This window comes from Streptomyces sp. BE20 (assembly GCF_036322525.1).
Lineage (GTDB): Bacteria > Actinomycetota > Actinomycetes > Streptomycetales > Streptomycetaceae > Kitasatospora.
The window spans coordinates 473,649-493,341 of sequence record NZ_JAQYWW010001203.1 but is presented as its reverse complement, the minus strand read 5'-3'; the positions used below and the strand labels follow the sequence as shown (position 1 = coordinate 493,341).

The window sequence follows — 19,693 nt, the reverse complement described above, 5'->3', positions numbered from 1 at the left end:
GCACTCCTGATCAGCAGGTTGGCCACGGTGGAGCAGGTGGGGCCGCCCACCGTGTGGTCAAATGAGCGCGCGGGCCCTGCGCTCCCAGTCCGCGATCCGGGTCATGACGCCGCTGACCTGCTTGACCGCGGCCGAGATGTCCCGGCCGGGCGGGCGCAGTGCCCGGCTCATCTTCGCCATCCATCGCATTCCGACCTCGACCTCGCCGAGCACACCGACCACCTCTTGGGTGGACTCGGCGGTGCTGACCATCTGCTTTAGGAACCCGGTCGGCGAACCGGCGCGCTGCTCGGGCGGCATCGCCGCGATGACGTCGAACGCCGTCTGGACCGCCGCGTCCATCTCCACCATCTGCCCGGTGAAACGGGTGCACGCCTCCCGGAGACCAGAGGCCGGCTCGGCCAGCGCTGCCCCCAACTCGGTCATCGCTGGCAGCCACGCACTCATCGGCGTCCCAGGCTGGGAGACCCGCTCCATCACGGGACCGATCTGCAGGACGACTTCGCCGATCGCCGTCATGAACCCGGTGATCGCCTCCGTGGTCTCGCCCATAGCCTCCATCTGCTCCTCCACCCGGGCGAACCGGTCGAACAGCCCAGGGGCCTCCGGATCGTCCCGCTCCGCCTCGACCACGGCTGGCAGCGCCAGTGCTGGTGGCAGCCCGAACAGGATCCGGGCTGGGGTCAACGGCTCGAACCCGTTGTGTAGGGCACCCTCCAGCGCGCTCTCCAGGTCGCGCCGAGCCCTGACCAGCCCGCTCCGGCTGCGCTTGAACTTGATCGTCCGAATCAGCGACAGGTTGAACGGCAGCTGACCATGCTCGCCGATGTGGATGACGGGTTTGCCGGTCAGGTGCCGAATCCCGAGCTCGTAGGCAACATTGGCGTTGCCTCCGGTGAGATCGGCGATCACGATGTCGTCCTGCAGCACGTGGCGGCAGATCTGCTCGGCGATCTCACCCGTGTCGGCGATCCCGTCCGCCCGGACCGGCACGATGCCGTGCTTGGCGCAGGCAGGCAGGATCACGTTCTCATAGATCTCCAGGTTCTCCTCGAAGGCCCGGAGTTCCGGACTCCCGTCCGGAGCATGCTCGTTGCCGATGGGCGCGACGACGAAGCAGGTCGTCATCGAGGCCTCCTCGGGCTCCGCACCGGCGACGGTCACGATGCTCATACGTAGTCCTCCATTTCGAACTCCGATGCACGATCGCGCTGTTGCGCAAAGTCGACGCCAACCCTCAGATCGGCTGGATAGACAGGGCGCTCCTCGATCCCGAGTGCCCGGAGTAGATTGGCGGTGGGTATCCGGTATTGCCGCCCGAGACGCAGGACCAGGCAGGGGAAGCCACCGTGGCGAATGAGCTTGTAGGCGGTGGCAGGACAGAGCCCAAGTGCCCGGGCGGCGGTGCGCACGTCGATGGTCAGAGGCAGGTCGAACGCTTCGCCGAACGACAGCCGGGTACGGGAGCGCGGGGTCATCGCTGTCCTCCGGCCGGACGCAGCGACAGGGTGCCGATCCGGCTGCCCTCGCTTGGGCGCCGCGCCCGGTGCACGATCTCTCCGAGGCCCAAGTGGCTTGCCAGTTCGCCCAGCCTGAAGCTCTCCAACCGCTCCGGTGTGACGCTGAACCGCACAGTCGCCGACAAGCCGTCGGACCGGGCGGGCGGCGACACACACAGCTCCCAACCGTCCCGCCAGCTGCTGACCGGCGACTCCGCTGGCGACTCCACGGAGAGGTGGGAGGCGGCCAGCGCCGCGATATCCGCCACCGGCCGCTCCCGAATGCTGGCCCGGGCAAACGCCCAGACCCGACCGACGGCGGGGCGCAGCAGTGCGCGGCCGGCGTCCTGAACCTGCGGTTCCACCTCCGCAAGCGTCACCAACAGGGCGAGCAGCGCCTCGGATTCGAGATCCCGCCGGTCGATCGACCAGCGGATCGCGATCCGGTAGAGGGTGCACCGCATCGCGGGCAGGGCCAGCCAGATCGCCAGCAACCGGTCGGGCCCGGCCGCGCTGGTGTCACGCTGAGCCGCGCCGACGGCCTCGCGCCAGATCTCCTCGCGGAGCCGCAGGTCCACTGACCTGCCGTACAGCGACCACCGGGCCGCCAAGGCGGAAAGCCGGGCTGGGCCGTCGACGGTGGTGACCGGGAAGGGCAGCTCGGCGGGCCGGAACCGATGCTCCAGCACGTCAAACACCCGGGTGTAGGGGATCAGTCCCATGCAGTACCTCCCGACTCGTCGGTGTCATCACGCAGGTCATCCACGATGCGCGAGCAGACCCGAACGATCCGGTGCAAATCCTCGCGCAACGTCTCGTAGGGGACCGGCGAGAAGCCGGAAGTGTGCCGCGCGCCCGCAGCGGCACACTGGTGGTCGCAGGGGGCCGCGTAGTAGTGGACGTCGCGGGCCCGGCCCTGGACGGAGAGGCCCAAGGTGCCGTGCTGGTGGTTGCCGCCCGCCGTGATCCCACAGGACGTGAAGTTTCCGGCGGAAAAATCGTCGCTCACCGGCTCGCCCCGCCGGGTGCAGCCCCGTAGACGGACCCGTGGATCACGCCCTGGACAGCGGTGCCGTGGACACCGTGCTGCACAAAGCTCGACTGCTCCCGCTCCGCGGCTCGCTCCGGGGGGCGTGGTCCGTCCTGCGGCGCGAGCGGCCAGGATTCCCGCACGACCTCCGGCTCCGTACCGGGCAACTGGACCCAGCCGTACCCGGCGAACCCGTTCTGCCGCACGTGGATACGGCGGTACTGCTCCGGGTCAAGTCCGTGGGGCCGCGAGCGCACCACGTCCTGGTAGAGACGGTCGGAGATCACGACGACCAGGCTCGCCGACCCGGCGGCCGCCAGGGCCTGCTTCACCTCGGGTGCGTTGAGGTAGCGGGCCACCGCGACCGGGGCGGGGCCGGAGAAGCCCAGGGCCGCCGTGGCAGCCACGCCGGTATCGATGGCCAGCCGAAGCCGCAGCCGCCCGGCGGGCCGGCGGGTGGCGTTGTAGCCGCCGAGTTCGGCCGCTAGGTGCGTGACGTACCTACCCAGCACCACCGGCTCGGGAGTGCCGGGCGGGAGCACCGCGAACTCCATGTCGCCCTGCGGCTGGCTGGACCACCTGCCGTGGTCCAGACCGCTGCGTTCGGCTGCCACCCGCAACACCCGGGCGAGTCGGGCCTGTACGACCCGCTGGTCCGGGGTGTCGAAACGGCTGTACTGCTCGATGTCTGCCGCCAGGCAGAGGCGGCGGATGACTTCCGGCTGGGGATTGTCCCAGGGCCGGACGATCGGGTGCGACGTCATGTGAACCATCACCTGCTCGATGAGGCCGGACAGTTGGTCGTGCTGGACGCCAACTGTGCGGCCGGCGGACCGGCATCTCCGAGCGAGCCGCAGAAGTGCGGGTTCTCGGGTCCTGTCAGCGACCGATCGGCGGCAGGCATCCGATCTCCCGGAGGCGGTCCAGCTTTTTCACCGCTTTCTGGCGGTAACCAGTCGTGATGATCCCCTCGTCACGGAAACCCTCCAACGCCTTCTCCACCGCCCTTTGCTTCGACCCGATGAACGCCGCGAGTTCGGCCTGCGTAAGGTCGATGCAGATCAGGGTGTGCGAGCCGGCGGGTCGGCCGTAGTCCTCGGCAAGTTTGGCGAGAACCCGGGCCAGCCGTACTCGAACCGGGAACTCACCGAAATCGATACGCCAGGAATTCGCGGTGCGAAGGCGACGGTTGCCAAGCCGCACGATTTGAGTGGCGGCCTCGGGACGCTTGTCGAGGAAGCTCCGCATCGCCCGGCCTTGGACGACATGTGCATCGATGTCGTCGCACGCCGTCACCGTGGCCGACCTGGGCACGTCGTCGAACACAGCCATCTCCCCGACCACGTCTCCGCCGACCCGGATGGCGATCAGGGCTTCACGCCCGTTGGCGAGCTTGCCGGTGACCTTCACGCAGCCGCTCTTCAGAAGCACCAGGTAGTCGCCCAGTGAACCTTCCACCAGGATCTTCTCCCCCGGCGGATACTGCTGCGGGGAGCCGATGCTCAGCAGTTCCTCCCGGACCGGCACCGACAGGCTGCCGAGAAAGCCGGCGGGCCGCCGCCCGCCGATGTCATACGAGCCGCGCTGTACTGCCTTCTGGACCGATCGTTCCATACCCCACCTCGTGGTCGAACCCGAGTCTTCCCGGTCAGGAAATCAGGCCCGGATTCGAACAGAAAAGAGCGCGCGAGGAGAATCTGATGCGGTACGTGGTGCACGGGGCGCGCATCGAATCCCTCGCACGCAATATGCCGGAGTCGCGGGACGGGCGCGAGCCCCGGTGAACAGATTTCAGGAGAATTGGAAAGCACGTTTGAGGCAATACCTCGTGAGTTCGAATTTCGCATCCTCCGCCTTCGGTTGTTCCGCGGAACCCCTTCTGTCAGGCCGGGCGGCGGCGGATTCGGCAGAGGGCGAAGGCGGCGAATAGGGTCGTAAGGGCGGCGACGAGGGTGGCCTCCAGGAGTTGGAAGGTCAAGTAGCGACCTGCGGGCTGTTCAGCGATCTCGACATGGGTGTTGCCCTTGGCGAGGCAGATGGGCAGTTCGGAGAGCGAGGTGTGATCCACGCGGTCCTGGAACCAGGGGGTGCGGCCGACCTCCTTGCCGGAGGAGCCGAGGATCGCGCCGGTCTCCACGCCCAAGGGCCTTCAGGGATGCGCAAGCTTCCGATGCCGCCGTAGGCGGCGATTTTGGTTCGGCGGGTGACCAGTTCGGCGGCGAGGGGGGTGGAGGTGAATCACACCAATCAGGAGATCGCCGCCCCCTCCTCATCATGCTGAGCACCGCCAAGAGCCACCTGGCGACCGTCCGGAACAAAGTCGGTGTCCGCAACCGCGTCGAGGGCGCAGCCTGGGCCGAGGAGAGCCATCTCATGGACTCCGTCTGGGGCGGCTACTGAGGCCATCCCGTGGTCTCAGTTCTGGTCTCGTTCAGCCCCGTCCGGCCGGGTTCGGCTGCGATCCAGCGGTTCGCTCCGTCGCAGATCAGGACGTGTGTGAACCCCGGCGAACATGCTTCGGGAGAATTGGAAAGCGTGTTGGGGGCAACCCCTCACGAGTCCGAATCTCGTGCCCTCCGCCTCTGCCGGCCATGGCAGCACGAAGGCCCCGACCGCCCAGCGGTCCGGGCCTTCGGCGTTCACAGGCTCATCTGCAGTCTCAACGGCCAACTCTCATGCCTTGGAGCGGAGGAGGCGCCACTGGCAGTGGCGCCCCACCGGCCCGAGCGTCGTGGATGATCGGAGCCACAGCACCTACAGGCCGCGGTACACGTCGCGGCGGTTTCCGGCAGCCATCACCCACACGATCAGCTGGCCGTCCTCGATCGTGTACACGACGCGGTAGTCGCCGACCCTGAGACGCCACCGCGAGCTGTGCCCCTGAAGGGCCTTGATGTCGAAGGCCGTTGTGTCGCCCTCGTCCAACCCCTTCTGGAGCTCGGTCAGGCGGTAGAGGATCCGCAGAGCATCGGGGCGCGGGATCTTGAGCATGTCCCGTTGCGCGTGCGGGGTGAACCGCGTCACGTAGCCCATGGAGATCAGGCGTGGTGGGCACGGAGCAGGGCGGCCATCTCTTCGAGCGAGACCGAACCTTCGGTGCCTTCGGATTCCGCCTCGTCGGCCAACTGGTTCAGCCAGGACTCCTCGGCCTGCTCAGCCAACCGGCTCAGCCGCCGGTACTCAAGGATGTCGATCACGACGGCTTCCTGCTTGCCGCGCCGAGTAATGATCGTCGGGGTCTCGTCCCGACGGGCCCGGTCGAGGACGTCCGCCAAGTGACTGCGAACCTCGGCCATGGATGCGATCACCGGTTCACTCATGTCACAAATGTAGCAGATGTACATATGCCCCTCCGAGGCTTCTGTCCACCCGCCTCCGAGCTCCGCCGTCCGAGCCCGTTTGGACATGGGGCGCCCACTGCCCTGGCTGCAGCTCTGGTTGCGTTCACCCCCCGAACAGCCGGACAAACATTGGGAAAGCGTGTTGGGGGCAACCCCTCACGAGTTCGAATCTCGTGTCCTCCGCCTCTGCCGGCCATGGCAGCACGAAGGCCCGGACCGCCCAACGGTCGGGGCCTTCGGCGTTCTCCTGTTGCAGCTTTGGTTTGCACTCGCCTCCGTACAGCACCGCCCGGAGTCTCTTGGTCGGCGCCGCACCGCCGCCCCGCCGCGCGGATCGCGGCGGTGGGTCGGCGGTGCCCTCGGTGGGCCGGGCGCGTAGTGCGCGACAAGTGGGGCGAGGCGCCGACCTCACACTCCGGTGCGCTGTTTCGTCGAAGTTCTGACAGCGAAAGCGGACGAAGAGAAGACCCGGGGGCGCCGCGGCCATGATCACCTCATCCGAGCCGGGGCTCGCCCCGTCCACGGCCGGGACAAGGTCGCCCGTCTGCTCGCGGCTCTCGCCCCGACTCCGGCCGAGGCCTCACCATCACCCGACGCAGGGCCGACGGCGACCCGTCGGCGCCGGCCGGTCCTCGTCCTCGGCCTCGCTCCGGACGGCAGCCAGGTGTGCCGAACCTGCACCGTCGCCGAGCCCGACAAGCTCTCCCACGCCAACTGAACACTGAGGAATCAACGTGATACGAAGAATGGCGTCCCTGCCCGGTGGAAGGGTGGGGAAGTGGGTCGTCCTCGCACTCTGGGCGGTCGTCCTGGTGCCGGCCCTGATGCTGGCCGGCCGGCTCGGCGACGTCGAGAAGAACGACAACTCGGCCTGGCTGCCCGGTAACGCGGAGTCCACCAAGGTCGTCGAGCGGGCCGAGAGCTTCCAACTCGGCGACACACTGCCCGCGATTGTGATCTACGATCGGCCCGAGGGCATCACCCCTGCTGACATGGCCAAGGCCGAAGCCGACGCCGAAGCCTTCAAGGGCATCGACAACGTCGTGGGTCAGCCGCACGGGCCGTTGAAGGCCCAGGACGGCAAAGCCGTCCAGACCGTGGTCCAGCTCCACAAGGACCAGAAGGGCTGGGAGGGGATCGGCGAGATCGTTGCCGCGATGAACAAGGTCGGCGGGGAGAACGCCGACGGTCTCGGCTTCCACGTCACCGGGCCGGCCGGTTACGCGTCCGACTCGATCGAGGCGTTCAGTGGGGGAGGCGCCCTGACGACGATCACCGCACTGGTGGTGGTCGTGATCCTGCTGCTCACCTACCGGAGCCCGTTGCTTCCGGTGTTGCCGCTGCTGACCGTGGGCGTCGCCCTGGTCACCTCGGAAGCGGTGATCTACCTGTTGGCGAAGGATGCCGGACTCGTCGTCAACAAGCAGACCAGCTTCATCCTCACCGTGCTGGTGTTCGGCGCCGCGACCGACTACGCGCTCCTGCTCATCTCGCGGTACCGGGAGGAGTTGCTGCGGCACGAGGACCGGCACGAGGCGATGGCCGAGGCCCTGTACCGCTCCAGTCCCGCGATCGTCGCCAGCGCCGCGACCGTCGCGGTCAGCCTGATGCTGCTGATGCTGGCCACTCTCAACTCCACCCAGGGGCTCGGACCGGCCTGTGCTGTCGGCGTGCTCGTCGGACTGGTCGCCATGGTCACCCTGATGCCGGCCCTGCTGGTCGTCTGCGGCCGCTGGATCTTCTGGCCGGTGAAGCCGTCGCACGGGTCGGCCGAGGCGGCCGGGGAAGGCATCTGGACCCGGGTCGGCACCGCTGTCTCCCGCCGGCCGCGGATCGTGTGGATCGGCACCACGCTCGCCCTCGCCGTCATGGCGATCGGGGCGTTCGGGCTCAAGGCCGACGGGCTCTCCAACAAGGACCAGTTCACCAACACACCACAGATGGCGGTCGGCGAGGAGATTCGGTCCGGGCACTTCCCGGCCGGGTCGGGCGACCCCGTCCTCGTCGTGGCCAAGGCCGCCTCGGCGGAGCGGGTGAGGACCACGCTGTCCGGCGTACCGGGAGTCGGCGACGTCTCGACGCCCATGGTCAAGGGCGGCGAGGCCGTCCTGCTGGCGGAACTCAAGGACGATCCCAGCAGTACGACCGCGATGCGCACTGTGGAGCAGGCAAGAATCGCGGTCCACAAGATCGAGGATGCGGATGCCCATGTCGGCGGCAGCACGGCGATCATGCTCGACACGCAGGAGGCGGCCGCTCGCGACTCCAAGGTGATCATCCCCATCGTCCTGGTGGTGGTGCTCCTCATCCTCGCGCTGCTGCTGCGGGCGATCGTCGCGCCGCTGTTGCTCATGGCCACGGTGGTGCTGTCGTTCGGAGCGGCCCTCGGCGTGAGCAGCCTGCTGTTCAACCACGTGTTCCACTTCGCCGGCGCGGAAGCCTCCTTCCCGCTGCTGACGTTCGTGTTCCTGGTCGCCCTGGGCATCGACTACAACATCTTCCTGGTCACCCGGGTGCGCGAAGTGGCGCTGCTGCACGGCACCCGGCGCGGCGCGCTGACGGGTCTGTCCACCACCGGGGGTGTGATCACCTCAGCGGGTCTGGTGCTGGCCGGCACCTTCGCGGCGATGGCCTCGCTGCCGCTGGTGTTCGCGGCCGAGCTCGGGTTCGCGGTGGCGTTCGGCGTGCTGCTGGACACCATGATCGTCCGCTCGGTGCTGGTCACCGCGCTGACCCTGGACGTGGGTCGATGGATGTGGTGGCCGGGCAAGCTGTTCAGGCACCATGACGACCCCCGGCCGCGGGCGGACAAGGCCGACTTCGAACCCGCACTCGTGGGCAGGTGACGGCCGACTCGCGGAGCTGATCGCGTCGCCGCAGCCGGGCGGCACGCCCGCCTTTTCGCCGACTGGCCCGCGCGATTCACCGGCTGGGCAGCCCGAAGGCCCCGACCGCCCAGCGGTCGGGGCCTTCGGGCTGCCGCGGGCCGGGCGGAGACGGTCCGGCGGCGATCCGGTGCGCCCGGTGTTCCTCCCGCTCCCGCGCGCCCACGGCCGATTCCACGACCTCGGGCGGAGCGGCGGGGGTCAGCGGAAGTCCGCCAGGTGATCCGCGACCCACTGCGCGTACGGGCGTGCCGGGTGGCCGGTCAGCTTCTCGACGGTGTCGCCCACCGGTGCCGGCCCGCCCACCGTGTTCGCCATCAAGTCCAGGAGGGCACCTGCGAAGTCGGCGTCCATGAACCGGCCGAGTTGCTGCCGGACCACGTGATCCGCCACCTCCTCGAAGCGGAGCTCACGGCCCAGGGCCCGGCCGAGCACCTCGACCTGCTCGGTCTGGGTGAGCGACTGCGGCCCGGTCAGTTCGTGGACCCGGCCGTGGTGTTCGACGGCGCCGAGCACGGCGGCGGCTGCCTCGGCGACGTCGCGCTCGTGCACCACCGAGGCGGCGGCCGCGGCGTGCGGTCCGCGGACGGTGTCCCCGCCCTGCACCTGCGTCGCCCAGGCCAGCGAGTTGATCGCCGGGAAGAACAACCGCAGGAACGTCCAGTCGACGCCCGTCGCCCTGATCTCCTGCTCCACCTTCGCGTGGTAGGCGGCGATCACATCGGGCTGCGGGTCCGCGCCGTCGACGACGGCCCCCGAGGACAGGAACACGATCTGTCGCACCCCTGCCTGCCGCACCTGGTCCAGCAGCGGCCGTGCATCCGCACCGTAGGGAAGCACCAGGAACAGCTCGGTGACGCCGTCCAACGCAGGCCCCAACGTCTCCGGCCGGGCCAGGTCGCCCCCCACCACCTCCACGCCCTCGGGCAGTCCCGCCCGTTCAGGGGTGCGCGACAGGGCCCGGACCTGCCGCCCGGCGCCCGCCAGCGCCTCCACCGTCTGCCGCCCGAAGTGCGCGGTCGCGCCGATCACAAGAATCATGACGGATCCCTCCGAATCACCGTTCCGATCAGTTCCTTCCCGACAGACGGTAGAGAGCATCTAGGACGGATTCCGTCCTAGGAAGAGCCCGTCGGGCGGACCGCGGAGTAACCGGCGGGCAGGGGCGCCCGGGCATGGCGGCCCGGGGACGAACGGGGCCCGCGCGCCGTGCGGGCTCACCGGGGCCGGCGAGCCGATCGGCGCGCGCGAGGAGCAGCGGATCCAGACCGAGCCCGGACCGAGCCCGCACGGGTCAGCCGTCGGTCCTGTCGCCGTTCCGGTGCCAGGGGCGGAGCTTCTCCGGGTTGCGGACCGCCCAGATGCGGGTGACGCGGCCGTCGGCGAGGCCGAACGCCGCCACGGTCACGGTGACGCCGCCGAACTGGGCGACCAGGCCGGGGCTGCCGTTGACCGTCCGTTCCAGGAGCGTCAGCCCGGGGGCCCTGTCGGCGATGTGGATCAGGTACTGGGCGATGCGCTCGCTGCCCTCGACCGGGCGGAGGGCGGCGCCGACCAGCCCGCCGCCGTCGGCGACCATCGTGGCGTCGGGGTCGAGGAGGTCGACGAGGGACTTGATGTCCCTGGCCTCCCACGCCTCCTTGAAGCTCCGCACGAGCCCGGCCTGACCGGCCGCCGGGACGGCCGTGGCCCCTGCGGCGCGCACACGCCGGCGGGCCGAGGAGGCCAGCTGACGGCAGGCCGCCGGCGTCCGGCCGACGATCTCGGCGACCTCCGCGAACGAGTACCGGAACACGTCGTGCAGGACGAACGCCACGCGTTCGGCCGGCGTCATCGTCTCCAGTACGACGAGGAATGCCATGCTGACCGACTCGTCCAGCGTCACCCGGTCGGCCGGGTCGGCCGGCTCGGTCCCGCCACCGCCCACCGGCCCGCCGATCCACTCCGCGCGGTCGGGCAGCGGCTCGGGGACCCACTCACCGACGTAGCGCTCGCGCCGGACCCGCGCCGAGCCCAGCAGGTCGAGGCAGATGCGGCCGGCCACCGTCGTCAGCCAGGCACCGGGCGACTCGACGGCCTCCTGGCTCCGGCGCGGCATCGCGTACCAGCGGGCGTACGTCTCCTGCACGGCGTCCTCGGCCTCGGCCAGCGAACCGAGCAGCCGGTAGGCGACGTTGGTCAGGTGCCGCCGCTCGCCGACGATCTCGCGCAGGCCCGGCTCGGACCCGTCATGCCCTGGCTCGGACGGAGTGCTCATGGCCGGGGCCGCTCCCTGGTTCTTCTCGTCCGCCTCCGCAGCCGTCACGTCGACGAACCCCCGGGCCGGACATCGACGCTCCACCTCACATTTCGCGGGCCCACGTCGTCGGACTACCGAGACAGTACCGATCAACCGCCGCGAGGCGGAAGAGGGGACCGCACCATGGCCACACCGATGACGGCAGGACACCGCAGCTTCACGTTCGCGCAGGTCGCGATCGCCCTGCAGACCCTGGCCATCCTCTTCCAGGCGGTCACCGCCGGGCTGCTCCTGACCTCCCACAGCGGCGAGGTCCTGCACAGCGTCGGAGCGCGCGTGATGTACGGCGCGTCGATGTTGTACCTGCTCGCCGCGATCCTCGCGTGGCGGCCGGGCGGCGGATCGCCCCGCCCCGTCCTGTACGCGTCCGGCTTCCTGGTGCTCGCCTCGGTCCAGGTCGTGCTGGGCGTCGCGCACGTCCCGTCGTTCCACGTCCCCCTGGGCGTGCTGATGTTCGGTCTGAGCCTGCTGGTGCTGGGGCAGACGCTGTCCGCCCGCCGGTCGGAGCACTCCGGCACCCGGTGGTCGTGACCGATCGCGCGAACCCCGTCGCCGGGTGGACGCCGCCCCCGCTCTTCGGGCCGGGGCCTGACCCGGACTCGGACCCGGACTCGGGGCCGGGGCCCGGGGCCCGGGTCAGACGTCGGCGGGACCGGTGCGGAGGTGGTCAGCGGCCTCCCGGTAGGCGTCGGCGGCGCGGGCGAAGTAGTCGAAGAGGACGTCGAGCTGCTCCGGCGCGTACCCGGCGAGGATCTCGCCGACCCGCTCCCGGGCCGGGGCCATCACCCGGTCGAGATCGGCGGGCCCGCCGACCGGTTCGACGATGACCTTGCGCCGGTCGCCGGGATCGGCCGCCCGGCGCACGTAGCCCGCCTGCTCCAGCCGGTCGACGAGGCGGGTGGTCGGACCGGTGGTCAGCCCGGTGCGGGTGGCCAGTTCGCCGGGGGTCATCGCCCCGGACAGCTGGAGGATGTTCAGCGCGTACAGGTCGGTCGCGCCGAGCTCGCAGGCCTTGGCACTCGCGTGGCCGTGGAGCAGCACGGCGCTCAGGTACCGGCGGTAGACCTCGCTCGCGTCGGGCCGCATGGCGGGCGTGGACACGGGCTCCCCCTCTCCGTACTCCCTTCCCCGGGGAGGAGGGAGATGTCTCGTCTCTGCGGTGGCTGCGGGACGGCGGTCCGGTCGGAACCCCGTCGGGCCGCGCGTCGGGTCCCAGTCCTACACGCCCGGTGGCCGGTCGCGAAAACGCCCGAAGGCCCCGGCCGCGCACGGGGGCGGAGCGGCGAGGGCCTTCGGAGCCGGAGGGAGCACCGGAGCAAACGGAGCTGACAGAGCTGACGGAGCGAGCGGGGTGGGGTCAGGAGCGGGCTTCGGCCTGCTCCTGGAGGAGGCCGGAGATGAGCGAGAGGTCGCCGATCATCTCGATGACGCCCTCGATGTCCGGCGTGGAAGCCCCGTTGACGGCCAGGTAGTAGGTGTGGAGGCGGCCGTGGCCCGCGTCGAGGTACCCGCCCAGGGTCTGGGCGCCGACGGCGATGCGGTTGTTGACGGCGTCGAAGCCCGCGACGGTGCCGGGCTTGGACCAGACCTTGCCCTTCCCCGGGCAGGTGGGACAGCCCTCGCAGACGGACGCGAGGCTGCCGTCGACGCCGAGGATCGGGAGGGCCTCACGGAACCGGGTCGCCTCGGGGGTGCCCTGCCAGTAGTGGAGGATCTGGTTCTCGACGCGCGGGGTGACCCGGTCGACGGGGTTGCCGCCGCGCCCGTCGAGGAGCTGGACCTGGGTGGGGTCGATGCCGGCCTGGCGGAGGAAGGCGGTGAGCACGGGGAACCCGTCCTCGCACTGGTGGCTGCCCGCCGTCACGGCCATCAGGCAGATGCCGAGGTTGGCGCCGAGGTTGTGGCTGACCTTCAGGATCAGCCGGGTGTACTCGGCGAAGACCGGGGAGACGTAGGCGGCGACGCGCTGGGTACCGTCGTAGGAGTCCGGCAGCGTGCCGGACGGGTTCGGCCCGGTCGGCGGGGCGGTGACGGTGACACCCGCCCGGGCGAGCGCCTCGATCAGGGCGGTACGACCGAAGGACGCCGGGTCCTGCACGTTCGAGATCCGGAGCGTCGGGGGCGCGTCGGCGGCGATCGTCCCGGAGAGGGTGATGCGGGTGCCGTCGGGTGAGGCGGAGACGGTGAGCTCGGTCGGGCCGCCCACCGCGACCGTCTGCACCGTCGACTCGACCTGGTACGGCGCGACCTGCGGGCGCCAGCTGAGCTGAGCGGCCTGGCCGGGGGCGGTCGGGGTGGTGAGCAGGTCGATGACGTTGTCGTTGATGATCAACGGGGTGGGGCTCGGGTCCAGGTCGGGGAAGGAGGTGAAGAGGCGGGAGTCGACGGCGACGTCCCCGTGGACCTCGGTGATGCCGGCCTGCCGCACCTGCCCGGCGATCTCGTCGAGGCCCGCGAGCGGGTTCTCGGGGGTGAGGGTCGCACCGGGGACATCGTTCGCGTAGGTGTGGTCGATCGGGGTGAAGGAGACGGAGCCGTCGGGCGCGGTCCGGCCGCCCATCGTGAGGTCGCCCTGGGCGACCAGGACGAGCGAGCCGTTCAGGACCTCCCCGTCCCGGCTGCCGACGGCCTGCACGGGCGTGGTGAAGCGGTGCTCGCCGCCGAGGGCGTGCCAGGCGCCGGACACGCTGACCAGCTTGGCCGTCGAACCGGGGATGAAGAACTGGTCCGGGTAGATCGAGTGGATGACCTCACCGGTCGTGTCGTCGATCTCCAGCAGGCCCCACTGGGCGTGCTGGTAGGCCGGTTTGGCCATGATCGCCCGGATGTCGGGGCTGAGGGAGCCGAGGATGCCGTCTTCGGGCGCCCCGGACGCGGGCGCGGCCGTGCCGAGGGTCACGGCGGCGAGGAGGACGGCCAGGGCGCCCGCCCGGATGCGTCTCTGACTGACGGTCGAACTCATGGATCCACCTGTCCCGGGCCGTGCTTCGGCGCCGATCCGACGGTTGCGCAGGTCCCGGGCAGGGATACCTCGCAGGAGTCCGTGATCGAACCTTCCGCGGCGCAGTTCACTCGCTCGACCGTCAACCGGAACGGCGGCCGAGGGCGGGCACAGGGGCGAGGCGGAGGCGGACGGAGGCAGGCGCACCCGGCGGGCGGAGGCGGACGACGCGGGCCCCGGACCGGCCGTCAGCCGGCGTGACCCAGCGCCCGGGCGACGGCCGCGAGGTGGCCGGCGACCGGGCCGAAGGAGAGCAACCCCGATGCTGCGCCCGCGAGTTCGCCGACGGCGGGGAGCAGGCGGGCATGGGCGCGGCGGAGCGCCGGGCGGTCGTGGAGCAGGCGGGCGGCGGCGGCCTCCAGGCAGCAGCAGACCTCGTAGAGGGGATCGGCCGGGGGCTCGGGGAGGGCGTGCAGGGCGGCGCGGGCCTCGGTGTCCCGGCCTGCGGCGGCGAGCACGAGCGGTTCGGCCCACGGGCGGTACGGACCCCAGTCCCGGTCCGGTCCGACGGCGCGTGCCCAGTCCGGGTCGCGGTCCGCACCGCGGTCCGTACCGCGGTCCGTACCGCGGTCCGCGTCGCCGTCCATGGCCCTGTTCTCGGAGCCGCCCTCGGCCCCGCTCTCGATCTCGTCCGGCCGCCGGGCCTCGGCCCGGGCTCGTTCGGCGGCGGGCAGCGACAACAGCGCAAGCGCGCGGAGTCCCGGGGCCATGCCGGGCATCCCGGCCGCGTCGAGCCGGTCGGCCACGGCCCGGTAGGCGGCCTCGGCCCGTCCACGCCCGACGGGGGCCCTCCCGACGGGGGCCGGGTGGTCCTCGGCGGCCAGCCGCAGCGCGCGGTACCCGTCGGTGAACACCCCCACCGACGGAAGCTCGTGCCGCTCGGCGAGCCGGTCCGCAGCGGCGGCGTGCCCGTCGGCGGTCGGCCAGTCCGCGAACGCGCTGCGGGACTGCATCCGGATCAGGTGGCCGAGCACCTCGTACGTGGTCAGACCGTGGCGGGCGGCCAGCGCGACCAGTTCCGCCCCGATCGCATCCCGCCGCCCGGCGAGGCCGGCTCCGGCGAAGGACTGCATGAACACACCGTTGAGGGCGAAGGCGAGCAGCGCCGGGTCGTCCAGCCGCCGGGCGATCGTCTCCGCCTCGTGCGCCGCCCGCAGCGCACGGGCCGACCGGGCACCGCGCGTCTCGACGGCGACCGTCGCCAGCAACCGGCAGCGCGCCGGATCGTGGACGCCGCCGTCCGGAAGGGCGGCGAGGGTGCGTTCGGCGGCGGCGACCAGCCGGGCCGCGAGCGCCGGATCGTCGCTGCGCGGCCAGATCGCGGGGACGTCGAAGGCCCCGAGCACCCGGGCGGTGAGCTCGGGATCGCCGAACTCCTCCGCCGCCTCGACCGCGGCCCACCGGTGCTGTCGGGCAGCCGCCAGGCCGTCGGGGCCGGTGACCGCCAGGCTGCGGAGCAGGCCGACGGTGGACTCCAGCCGGGCCCGGGCCCCGGCGGCCACGCTCCGGTCGTACGCCGCGGCGGCGGACGTCCAGAGCCGGGCGGTGGCGTCGACGGGCCCGCCGTCCACGGCACCGAGGCCCGGGCCGGGGCCCCGGCCCCGGTCGCGGTCGCGGTCGCGGTCGCCGTCGAGGGCGGGCGACTGCGCGAGGATGTCCGCCTCCAGGACACGCAGCCGCGGGGCCGGGTCCAGTCCCAGCTGCTCGACCAGCGTCGTCCGGGCCCGGCGCAGCACGGCGAGCGCCTCGCCCTGGCGGCCCTGCCGGTAGAGCGCGAGCGCCAGCAGCCGCCAGGCGTCCTCGCGCCAGGGGTGGTCGACGAGGTGCGCGTCGAGGTCGGGGACGGCGTCGGCGGCCCGGCCGAGCGCCAGCCTCGCCTCGGCCCGCCGTTCCACGGCCAGCAGTCGCAGCTCGGCGAGGCGGGCCCGCTCCGCGCGGGCCCAGTCCTCCTCGACGTACTCGGTGTAGGCGGGGCCGCGCCAGAGAGCGAGCGCCTCGTCCAACCGCAGCAGGGCCGCCTCCGCGCCCTCACCCCATGCCGTTCCTTCCCCGTGCACCGCGTCGGCGACCGCGGCCTCGAAGCGCCAGGCGTCGACCTCGTCCGGTCCGGCGCGCAGCGCGTAGCCCCGCCCCTCCGTGACCAGCAGCCTCGCCGGGGAACGCGGCGGACGATCCGGTTCCAGGACGCGGCGCAGCGCGGAGACGAAGGTCTGTACGGCCCCGACGGCGCCCGGCGGCGGCTCCGTCCAGAGGTCCTCGACCAGACGGGTGACGGGAACGACCCGCCGGCGGGCCACGATCAGCCGCGCCAGCACCGCCCGGTGCCGCGGCCCTTTCAGTGCGAGCACCCCGCCGGCCCGCTCGGCCACCACCGGCCCGAGGACCCCGAACACGGTCCCCGTCCGCCCCGCTTCTCCGGACACCCTCGTCACCCCGCCACCGTACGGCGTCCGCCGCACCGGCCCGGTACGGCGACCCCGGCGATCCCGGCGACCCCGGCGCTCCTGGCGACCCCTCCGGCCGCACCGACACCGGCCGCTGACGCTGACCGGATGCTGATTCGCGTCGGCGAGGCTCGTGGTGCAGCGAAGAACCACCCACCGAGAAAGGCCGCCCCGTGCCCCTCCCCACCCCCCGACCGACCCCCGTCCCCGCGCCCTCCCCCGCCGTCCCCGGCTTCGAGTACCTGCGCGTCCCCGTCGCGGACGGCGTGGCGCTCCACACCGCCGTCGCCGGCAGCGGAAGCCCGGTCGTCCTCCTGCACGGCTTCCCGCAGACCCACCTGATGTGGCGGCACGTGGCCGCGGACCTCGCCGCCGACCACACCGTCATCTGTCCCGACCTGCGCGGCTACGGCGCCAGCGACAAGCCCACCGACCCCGGGGGCACCGCGTACAGCAAGCGCACCATGGCCGCCGACGTCGTAGCCCTCGCCCGGGCGCTGGGTCACGACCGCTTCGCGCTGGCCGGGCACGACCGCGGCGCGCTGGTCGCGGTCCGGGCCGGGCTGGACCACCCGGACACCGTCACCCACCTCGCCGCGCTGGACGTGCTCCCGACCCTCGACACGTGGGAGGTCATGCACGGCACCACCGCCGCCGTCGGGTTCCACCTCTACCTGATGGCTCAGCCGCCGGGACTGCCCGAAACCATGATCGGCGCGAGCGCGGACGCCTTCTTCGGCCACTTCCTCGACCTCTGGGCACGCGACCCGGAGGCCCTGCCGGACGAGGTCCGCGCCGCCTACCTGTCCGCCTGCCGCGCCGCCGTCCCGTCGATCGTCGCCGACTACCGCGCCTCGGCCGGTACGGACGTCGACCACGACCGCGCCGACCGAGAGGCCGGCCGACGGCTGCGTATGCCGGTCACCGTCCTCCAGCAGGACTGGGGCGCCGCCCTGGGCTTCGACGCCGCCGCCCGCTGGCGCGCCTGGGCTCCCGACCTGCACCACGCGACCGTCCCCTACGGCCACTTCATGGCCGAGGAGGCCCCGGCCGAGGTGGCGTCCGCCCTCCGCGCCCTCCTCACCCGCTGACCCTCCGCACCCGCTGACCCTCCGCACCTGCCGGCCTCCGATTCCCCGTCCCGCCGCCTCCCGCAGGACGACGGCGGGACGCCGGGGTGCGACGGGACGCCGGGCGGCGGAGCACCGGCGTCGGCGGTCAGCGGGGCGGCGGCCCGGCCGGGGGGACCGGTCCGGGCCGGTCGTGGTGGAGGGCCTGCACCGCGGCGTAGCCGGGCGTCCCGGTGCCGGGATCCGGGGCAGGGGCGCCGGCACGGATCGCGACGGCGGTGGCCGTGGCGGCGGCCAGGGCAGTGCGGTAGAGGAGCGAGCCGAGGCTGACGCGGGAGACGCCGAGGGCGGCGAGATCGGGGACGGTCGGTCCGGTCGGGCTGTAGAGGATGTTCAACGGGACGTCGAGGGTGGCGCAGAGTTCCGCGATGGCCGCCGGATCGGCGAGGCCCGGGACGAACACCCCGTCCGCGCCGGCCTGCCGGTAGGCGGCGAGCCGGCGGTCGGTCTCCCGGCCGGCGTCCGGCACGGCGAGCCAGTGGGTGTCGGTACGGGCGTTGACGAAGAGACCGGGAGCGGCGGACCTGACGGCGGCGATCTTGGCGGCGTGCAGGGCGGCGGGGGTGAGCGTGCCGTCCGCACGACCGTCCTCCAGGTTGATGCCGACGGCCCCGGCATCGGCCAACTCGGCTGCGAGGGAGCCGACTTCTCCGGGGTCGTCGCTGAATCCGTTCTCCACGTCGACGGAGAGCAGGTAACGGCCGGTGCGGCCGAGGCGGCGCGCCAGCCGGAGGGTCTCCGCGCGGGTGGCGGCGACGCCGTCGGGCAGCCCGGCGGCTGCGGCGACGCCCAGGCTGGTGGTGCCGACGGCGGAGAAGCCCTGCTCGGCCAGGAGGGCGGCGGAGGCGTGGTCCCAGGCGTTGGGGAGCAGCAACGGCTCGCCCGCCCGGTGGTGCAGGGCGGCGAACGGGGTGGGCGCGCTCATCGGGCGGTCCTCTCGTGCGGGCGGAGGTCGCCGCCCGGGGCGGGGGCGTCGGGGCCGGGGACGAGCCCGTCGGGGTCGGGGTCGGGGGCGTCGGGCGAGGATCCGGCCGGGTCCGCGGCGCCGTGCAGGATGCCGGACGCGATCGCCAGGGCGTGGATGCGGCCGGGGCAGAGCCGGGGCGGAGCGCCGAAGGTCAGCGGGGGCAGTCCGGGGCGGCCCGCCTGGGCGGCGGCGACGTCGAGCACCACCTGGGCCCCGGCGGGGACCGGCACCCCGCCGACCTCGGTGTCCCGAACGGCGTGGCGGCGCATCGTCCGGACGGGCGGGTCGTGGCGCAGCGCCGCGTCGATCGGGTCGGCGCCGCTGCCGACGGCCCGGCGGGCGTGGTCGACGAGGGTTGCGGTGGCGTCGAAGGACTGGACGAGCAGGCCGATCCGGTTGGCGGCCCGTTCCTCGGCCGCGCGGACGGCAGCCGCGCCGTGCTCCGCCGGACGGCGCTCCGCCTCCGCCCCCGCCCCGCCGCGCCCCACCGGCTCCTCGTCGGGCAGCATCCGGGGCAGCAGCCAGGCCACGGCGGCGTCGGCCTCCGGGTCGTCCGGCCGCTCGACGAAGTAGACGCGCGCCACCGCGGCGACCGCCCGCCCGACCGCGTCCGGCTCGGCCAGGCCCAACGCCTGCGCAAGGACCCGCACCGCCCGCAGACCGGCATCCGGCTCGGAGCCGGCGGCGGCCGACGCCCGCAGCGCGTCCGGGTCGAGGCGGGCCAGGTCGGCCTCGACGCCTGCCCGGCGCACGGCGTGCCGCTCGCCCGCGCCGAACCGCGCCACCGTGGCGCGCAGCCAGGCCGCGCCGCCGACCGGCCCGGGGGCGGCAGGCACCGGCACGAGGGCGGGATCGGCGAGCGCGGCCGTGACGTGCTCGTACCGGTCGAACCGGACCGGTACGGGCGCGTCGGCGCCCCTGGCCGCACCGGTCACCGGCTCGGGGTCGGGCTCGGGGTCGGGCTCGGGGACCGCATCCGGGCCCAGGGCAGGAACGGACGCACGAACGGGAGCCGGAACGGGAGCGGACGAGGAGGAGGCGACACGAACGACCGGAGTACGCATGGCCCTCACGCTAGGGACGGAACACTTCGGTGT

General features: G+C 72.5%; 20 protein-coding genes. 4 read left to right on the top strand and 16 right to left on the bottom strand.

What is annotated here, in order from left to right:
* Positions 1-57: 57 nt before the first annotated feature.
* The 7 genes from PUR61_RS40805 to PUR61_RS40775 form a co-directional block, all read right to left on the bottom strand.
* The gene (locus tag PUR61_RS40805; RefSeq protein WP_329884981.1) at positions 58-1,173 is read right to left on the bottom strand and encodes a hypothetical protein; all 1,116 of its coding nucleotides are present in this window, start codon (positions 1,171-1,173) and stop codon (positions 58-60) included.
* Positions 1,170-1,478, bottom strand: a complete 309-nt coding sequence (locus PUR61_RS40800) for a helix-turn-helix domain-containing protein (protein WP_329884980.1) — start codon at positions 1,476-1,478, stop codon at positions 1,170-1,172. Before PUR61_RS40800 ends, PUR61_RS40805 begins: the two co-directional genes overlap by 4 nt.
* Complete coding sequence (locus PUR61_RS40795) at positions 1,475-2,221, bottom strand: hypothetical protein (protein WP_329884979.1); 747 nt, start codon at positions 2,219-2,221, stop codon at positions 1,475-1,477. The genes PUR61_RS40800 and PUR61_RS40795 overlap by 4 nt, the downstream gene beginning before the upstream one ends.
* Entirely contained in the window at positions 2,212-2,508 is a 297-nt protein-coding gene (locus PUR61_RS40790) for a hypothetical protein (RefSeq protein ID WP_329884978.1), read from the bottom strand. Before PUR61_RS40790 ends, PUR61_RS40795 begins: the two co-directional genes overlap by 10 nt.
* Positions 2,505-3,293, bottom strand: a complete 789-nt coding sequence (locus PUR61_RS40785; RefSeq protein WP_329884977.1) for a hypothetical protein — start codon at positions 3,291-3,293, stop codon at positions 2,505-2,507. The genes PUR61_RS40790 and PUR61_RS40785 overlap by 4 nt, the downstream gene beginning before the upstream one ends.
* A gap of 115 nt (positions 3,294-3,408) precedes the next feature.
* On the bottom strand, positions 3,409-4,143 hold the full coding sequence (locus PUR61_RS40780) for a Crp/Fnr family transcriptional regulator (protein ID WP_329884976.1): 735 nt from the start codon (positions 4,141-4,143) through the stop codon (positions 3,409-3,411).
* Positions 4,144-4,411: 268 nt separating this feature from the next.
* The gene (locus PUR61_RS40775) at positions 4,412-4,666 is read right to left on the bottom strand and encodes a hypothetical protein (protein ID WP_329884975.1); all 255 of its coding nucleotides are present in this window, start codon (positions 4,664-4,666) and stop codon (positions 4,412-4,414) included.
* A 137-nt stretch (positions 4,667-4,803) separates the two neighbouring features.
* On the opposite strand from PUR61_RS40775, the gene PUR61_RS40770 reads away from it, so the two are divergent.
* Complete coding sequence (locus PUR61_RS40770; protein ID WP_329884974.1) at positions 4,804-4,929, top strand: hypothetical protein; 126 nt, start codon at positions 4,804-4,806, stop codon at positions 4,927-4,929.
* 354 nt (positions 4,930-5,283) lie between these two features.
* Here the strand turns inward: PUR61_RS40770 and PUR61_RS40765 are convergent, their stop codons facing one another.
* Both PUR61_RS40765 and PUR61_RS40760 read right to left on the bottom strand, forming a co-directional pair.
* Complete coding sequence (locus tag PUR61_RS40765) at positions 5,284-5,562, bottom strand: type II toxin-antitoxin system RelE family toxin (RefSeq protein WP_329884973.1); 279 nt, start codon at positions 5,560-5,562, stop codon at positions 5,284-5,286.
* A gap of 5 nt (positions 5,563-5,567) precedes the next feature.
* A complete protein-coding gene (locus tag PUR61_RS40760) occupies positions 5,568-5,849 on the bottom strand; it encodes a type II toxin-antitoxin system Phd/YefM family antitoxin (protein ID WP_329884972.1) in 282 nt (93 codons plus the stop codon).
* Between the two features lie 755 nt (positions 5,850-6,604).
* Here PUR61_RS40760 and PUR61_RS40755 point away from each other — a divergent pair.
* Positions 6,605-8,716, top strand: a complete 2,112-nt coding sequence (locus tag PUR61_RS40755; protein ID WP_329884971.1) for an MMPL family transporter — start codon at positions 6,605-6,607, stop codon at positions 8,714-8,716.
* A 240-nt stretch (positions 8,717-8,956) separates the two neighbouring features.
* Here the strand turns inward: PUR61_RS40755 and PUR61_RS40750 are convergent, their stop codons facing one another.
* Both PUR61_RS40750 and sigJ read right to left on the bottom strand, forming a co-directional pair.
* Positions 8,957-9,796, bottom strand: coding sequence for an NmrA family NAD(P)-binding protein (locus PUR61_RS40750; RefSeq protein WP_329884970.1), 840 nt, complete (start codon positions 9,794-9,796; stop codon positions 8,957-8,959).
* Positions 9,797-10,049: 253 nt separating this feature from the next.
* Complete coding sequence (sigJ, locus tag PUR61_RS40745; protein ID WP_329884969.1) at positions 10,050-11,012, bottom strand: RNA polymerase sigma factor SigJ; 963 nt, start codon at positions 11,010-11,012, stop codon at positions 10,050-10,052.
* 165 nt (positions 11,013-11,177) lie between these two features.
* On the opposite strand from sigJ, the gene PUR61_RS40740 reads away from it, so the two are divergent.
* Positions 11,178-11,585 (top strand): hypothetical protein, encoded by a 408-nt coding sequence (locus tag PUR61_RS40740; RefSeq protein ID WP_329884968.1) that lies wholly within the window; start codon positions 11,178-11,180, stop codon positions 11,583-11,585.
* 105 nt (positions 11,586-11,690) lie between these two features.
* Here the strand turns inward: PUR61_RS40740 and PUR61_RS40735 are convergent, their stop codons facing one another.
* The 3 genes from PUR61_RS40735 to PUR61_RS40725 all read right to left on the bottom strand — a co-directional run bounded on the left by PUR61_RS40735 (position 11,691) and on the right by PUR61_RS40725 (position 16,487).
* Positions 11,691-12,155 (bottom strand): MarR family winged helix-turn-helix transcriptional regulator, encoded by a 465-nt coding sequence (locus PUR61_RS40735; protein WP_380355984.1) that lies wholly within the window; start codon positions 12,153-12,155, stop codon positions 11,691-11,693.
* Between the two features lie 256 nt (positions 12,156-12,411).
* Positions 12,412-14,016 (bottom strand): D-alanyl-D-alanine carboxypeptidase/D-alanyl-D-alanine endopeptidase, encoded by a 1,605-nt coding sequence (gene dacB, locus PUR61_RS40730; RefSeq protein ID WP_329884967.1) that lies wholly within the window; start codon positions 14,014-14,016, stop codon positions 12,412-12,414.
* A gap of 227 nt (positions 14,017-14,243) precedes the next feature.
* On the bottom strand, positions 14,244-16,487 hold the full coding sequence (locus tag PUR61_RS40725; RefSeq protein ID WP_329884966.1) for a BTAD domain-containing putative transcriptional regulator: 2,244 nt from the start codon (positions 16,485-16,487) through the stop codon (positions 14,244-14,246).
* A 185-nt stretch (positions 16,488-16,672) separates the two neighbouring features.
* Here PUR61_RS40725 and PUR61_RS40720 point away from each other — a divergent pair, with 185 nt between their 5' ends.
* Entirely contained in the window at positions 16,673-17,590 is a 918-nt protein-coding gene (locus PUR61_RS40720; protein ID WP_329884965.1) for an alpha/beta fold hydrolase, read from the top strand.
* Between the two features lie 127 nt (positions 17,591-17,717).
* Here PUR61_RS40720 and PUR61_RS40715 read toward each other — a convergent pair whose 3' ends face one another.
* Entirely contained in the window at positions 17,718-18,554 is an 837-nt protein-coding gene (locus PUR61_RS40715; RefSeq protein WP_443035323.1) for an isocitrate lyase/PEP mutase family protein, read from the bottom strand.
* Positions 18,551-19,660: a hypothetical protein gene (locus PUR61_RS40710; RefSeq protein ID WP_329884964.1), complete on the bottom strand. Its 1,110-nt coding sequence runs from the start codon at positions 19,658-19,660 to the stop codon at positions 18,551-18,553. The genes PUR61_RS40715 and PUR61_RS40710 overlap by 4 nt, the downstream gene beginning before the upstream one ends.
* Positions 19,661-19,693 lie beyond the last annotated feature (33 nt).

What these genes read in the sequence shown, in the direction of transcription:
- PUR61_RS40710 (WP_329884964.1), bottom strand. Translation starts at nt 19,660, where the DNA reads ATGCGTACTCCGGTCGTTCGTGTCGCCTCCTCCTCGTCCGCTCCCGTT.
- PUR61_RS40760 (WP_329884972.1), bottom strand. Translation starts at nt 5,849, where the DNA reads ATGAGTGAACCGGTGATCGCATCCATGGCCGAGGTTCGCAGTCACTTG.
- PUR61_RS40805 (WP_329884981.1), bottom strand. Translation starts at nt 1,173, where the DNA reads ATGAGCATCGTGACCGTCGCCGGTGCGGAGCCCGAGGAGGCCTCGATG.
- PUR61_RS40740 (WP_329884968.1), top strand. Translation starts at nt 11,178, where the DNA reads ATGGCCACACCGATGACGGCAGGACACCGCAGCTTCACGTTCGCGCAG.
- dacB (WP_329884967.1), bottom strand. Translation starts at nt 14,016, where the DNA reads ATGAGTTCGACCGTCAGTCAGAGACGCATCCGGGCGGGCGCCCTGGCC.
- PUR61_RS40765 (WP_329884973.1), bottom strand. Translation starts at nt 5,562, where the DNA reads ATGGGCTACGTGACGCGGTTCACCCCGCACGCGCAACGGGACATGCTC.
- PUR61_RS40770 (WP_329884974.1), top strand. Translation starts at nt 4,804, where the DNA reads ATGCTGAGCACCGCCAAGAGCCACCTGGCGACCGTCCGGAACAAAGTC.
- PUR61_RS40715 (WP_443035323.1), bottom strand. Translation starts at nt 18,554, where the DNA reads ATGAGCGCGCCCACCCCGTTCGCCGCCCTGCACCACCGGGCGGGCGAG.
- PUR61_RS40750 (WP_329884970.1), bottom strand. Translation starts at nt 9,796, where the DNA reads ATGATTCTTGTGATCGGCGCGACCGCGCACTTCGGGCGGCAGACGGTG.
- PUR61_RS40795 (WP_329884979.1), bottom strand. Translation starts at nt 2,221, where the DNA reads ATGGGACTGATCCCCTACACCCGGGTGTTTGACGTGCTGGAGCATCGG.
- PUR61_RS40780 (WP_329884976.1), bottom strand. Translation starts at nt 4,143, where the DNA reads ATGGAACGATCGGTCCAGAAGGCAGTACAGCGCGGCTCGTATGACATC.
- sigJ (WP_329884969.1), bottom strand. Translation starts at nt 11,012, where the DNA reads ATGAGCACTCCGTCCGAGCCAGGGCATGACGGGTCCGAGCCGGGCCTG.
- PUR61_RS40800 (WP_329884980.1), bottom strand. Translation starts at nt 1,478, where the DNA reads ATGACCCCGCGCTCCCGTACCCGGCTGTCGTTCGGCGAAGCGTTCGAC.
- PUR61_RS40785 (WP_329884977.1), bottom strand. Translation starts at nt 3,293, where the DNA reads ATGACGTCGCACCCGATCGTCCGGCCCTGGGACAATCCCCAGCCGGAA.